The following is a 3476-nucleotide window of genomic DNA, read 5'->3' as shown; positions in this document are numbered from 1 at the left end:
TGGGTTGTCAGTTGTCATAAATCCTCTGTGCTTTCAAGATGTTAAAAGTCCTACTTGTCTTATCATCTTAAAATATGGTTTTTTTGAGATAATATCTTTGCCAATCCGAGTGGCTGAAAGCTGTAAATACATGATTAAGTTGTAGAATTATTGTAACACTGAAGCTTTATGATTAAACTTGCCACTTAATTAGCCGATAACAATACCAGCTCTCAAACTTTTTATAGTTGAAATTTCAAATAATTCTGACGATCCATTGCCAGTACACTTTTAGACTTAAATGCATTATTTGAATTACCAGGGTGGAAAATTATTCCCTCTCACAATATTAATACTGCTTTCCCTGCTCAGTTCAACGGTCTTTGCTCAAACAAAAACTGATTCCATCAGCACCTACTCTCAGATACGAGCCGACAATAACGGAGACGGGCAGCCCGATTTACTTGGAAAAAAAGTTATCACCACTGGAATTGCCAATTCTCCCAGCGGCGTATTTCATGAACAATATTTACAAATGTTCATTCAGGATGATTCTTCTGGAATATCAATTTTCTCTAACAACATTGATGAACCAATTGCACCCGGTGACAGCCTGATGGTATGGGGAGCCGTCGATTCCTATAACGGGCTGATTGAAGTGGAGGCTGATTCCTATCGCGTGTATCAGAATCGATCTGTGCCAAGGCCGTTAAATTTAATCGATCTAATTGCCAATCCGGCAGATTATCTGGGTGTGTTAACCAAAGGAGAAGGATTGATCACCGACAAAGGGAGTACGTATAATGGCAAATACGTTATTATCTCACCGGAAGAAAGTCCTCATAGCATAATGGTTTATGTATCAAACTTTCACGTCCGGTTCTCAGAGTTCAACTTTGATGTACTAAGCGTTGGAGATAAAATTGCCGTGCAGGGAATTATTACTGAGTACAATCCTGAATTTCCGGGACAGAAAAATTATAAGCTCTTTTTACGAACACCTGATGACTTGAATTATATTGGTCTTCCCTCCTATTATATTAGCCTGATTATTTGGAGCGTTTTGGGACTTGCGGTTATACTGCTTGGCATTTATCTCTTTATGCGATATCGAGTTGAGACCAAAACTAAAGATATTCAGCTCTCATTAGATCAGAAAGAAGTTTTACTGAAGGAGATTCATCACAGGGTTAAAAATTCTCTATCTATTGTTTCAGGTTTGCTACAAATGCAGTCGATAAGTACCGAGAATGAGGAGGCTAACAGAATTTTGCAGACCAGTCAAACCCGCATTCAGTCTATTGCCCTTATTCATGATAAACTTTATAAAACCGATTCACTATCCGACATCAAGCTGGATGTTTATCTAAAAGATCTTATTGAATCCGTACACAACACATTTACAGAGCTGAATAATCGCGTTTCGCTCCAGTTTGAAATGGATTCCATAGAAATTGACTCAAAAAGTGTAATTTATTGCGGTTTGCTGGTCAATGAGCTCGTTGTCAACTCTTTCAAACATGCATTTAAACACAGAAATGATGGGGAACTGGCGGTAAAACTAAAGAAAGACGGAAAGAATATTATACTGACGGTATCAGATAACGGACCGGGTTTGCCGGAGAAGTTCAATCCCGAAAATCAGGACGGTTTAGGCTCTATGCTGATTAACACATTCGCTGCACATCTTGAAGCAGAGATGACTGTTTCGGAGCCTCAAGGCAGGGGAGCTTCTTTTACCTTCACTTTCCCCCATAAATCATAAGATCTGTTTTCGAAAAATCAGATGGGTAAAATTTCTTTTAAGGATTTTACAACTCACTCGGATATATTCGGTTAACCCTTAATCAATATTTCAGAATAGATGATCCGAACATTTACTACATTCTTTCTCCTTTTTACATTTCTATTTATTCATACAGCTCAGGCCCAGGTTCAATCTCCAAACAGTCCCTACATGGAAGGCTACCTGAAATGGGATGAAGGGAATTACATCGGGGCTATTGAAGATTTTCTGGAGATCCTGAACGGACCGGATGCGGATCTTTATTTTGATGACATCGCCAAGCTGACGGGTGAAATTTATGAAGTAGATGAAATCAGTGAGGACGGACGAAGTCCGGTTTTCAGCCCGGATAACACCCATTTTATGTGGAACGACCTGACGGGTGACGGTCCTGTTATGAAAATTGGCAAAATCACTGAATCTGGAGTAGAGGCTGTTCACACCGTTGAAGGTTCTGATCTCCAGTTCTCTCCTAATGGCAGGCACGCCATATTTTTCGGGACGGAAGCCACACAAAAACTGGAACAGCTTCAGAGCGAGCTTTCTGAGGCCTTTAATGCCAGGGATCGTGCGGCAATCAATCGCCTGCGCGGCGAGATGCAATACGAAGCATTGCTGAATACTTCTCTGTATGTTTTTGATCTTCAATCCGGTTCTACAGAAAAACTCGACACCGGGAACCTTTTGGTACGAACCCCATCTTTTGATGAAAACGGCACGATTTGGTTTGCCGGTTCTGATCCAAATCAACCGGACCGGAGTGATATTTACACCCTCAACCTTACTGATGGATCACTGAATCAAATCACAACGGATCCCGGATTTTACGATGCGCCGATGGCAGTTCCCGGAAGCGATCGTGTTATTTTCAATACTTACTCCTCATCACCTTTTCCATCACCCGCGGATAGCGAACGAAACAGTTACGATATCGAAAACGGAATAGTACTTTTCAGTCAGGACCAAGGTGAGATTCAAAAATGGAACGGTCAGGCTCCGATTCTTTCAAAAAATGGAAATCGATTGGCCTTTTTAACCAGCCAAGATGATGTAACTGCTATTCACAGTGTAAACTTAAACGACAGTTCACTCGAAGCCGTTGAATTCGTCTCGTCAACCGACCCGATTCAGAACCCTGAACTCTCGCCGGATGGCAGCAAGCTGGCTTATATGCTAAGAGAAGGAATCAGCTGGGATCTCCACATGGTTCACACTTCCGACGGCTCTCACGAAAAATTCTCTTATGATATTCAGCATGAACTATTTCCTCATTTTTTGAACGATGAGAAAGTCTTGGGCATGATGGGCGAATCCCGACATCGCCGATCCCATATTTATGATGTAAACACAAAAGATTTCTACAGGCTATTTCACAACAATAGTATCCGAACCGTATCGATGGAGAACGATTGGGAACCCAGCCCGGACGGCACCAAACTGCTCGTTGTTGCTCAGCGCGGTGGTGATACAATTGCACCCGAACAAGGAGTTTACCTGGTGCGAATTGGCGATAAAATCTCTAAACAGACTCTCATCGATCGACTTGAAGCAAACCTGAGAAGTGAACAGGAACTGCTGGCTAAGGCAGAAAAAATGTTTGAGCCGATCCACGACTCGGTTAAAGATCTGACAGAACAGATCAACCTGACGCGAATCTATCACTACCAAAAAGATCTTTACGATTTTGGATCAAAGCATATCAGTCAGCCCG

Annotated in this window: 2 protein-coding genes; both read left to right on the top strand. The window is 41.8% G+C overall.

Annotation, left to right across the window (positions count from 1 at the left end; translation table 11 throughout):
* The first annotated feature begins 280 nt into the window (after window positions 1-280).
* Entirely contained in the window at window positions 281-1744 is a 1464-nt protein-coding gene (locus ACESM0_RS13315) for a histidine kinase dimerization/phosphoacceptor domain -containing protein (RefSeq protein ID WP_372906693.1), read from the top strand.
* Window positions 1745-1843: 99 nt separating this feature from the next.
* Window positions 1844-3476, top strand: a 1633-nt coding sequence (locus tag ACESM0_RS13310; protein ID WP_372906692.1) for a TolB family protein, incomplete at its 3' end; no start/stop codon positions are given.

The organism is Rhodohalobacter sp., assembly GCF_041686455.1.
In the GTDB taxonomy this organism is placed as follows: Bacteria; Bacteroidota; Rhodothermia; order Balneolales; family Balneolaceae; genus Rhodohalobacter.
Note: the sequence above shows the minus strand (reverse complement) of the source record. Positions and strands in the feature narration are given on the sequence as shown.

Coding starts and splice junctions, on each gene's coding strand:
- ACESM0_RS13315 (WP_372906693.1), top strand. CDS start 281: ATGCATTATTTGAATTACCAGGGTGGAAAATTATTCCCTCTCACAATA.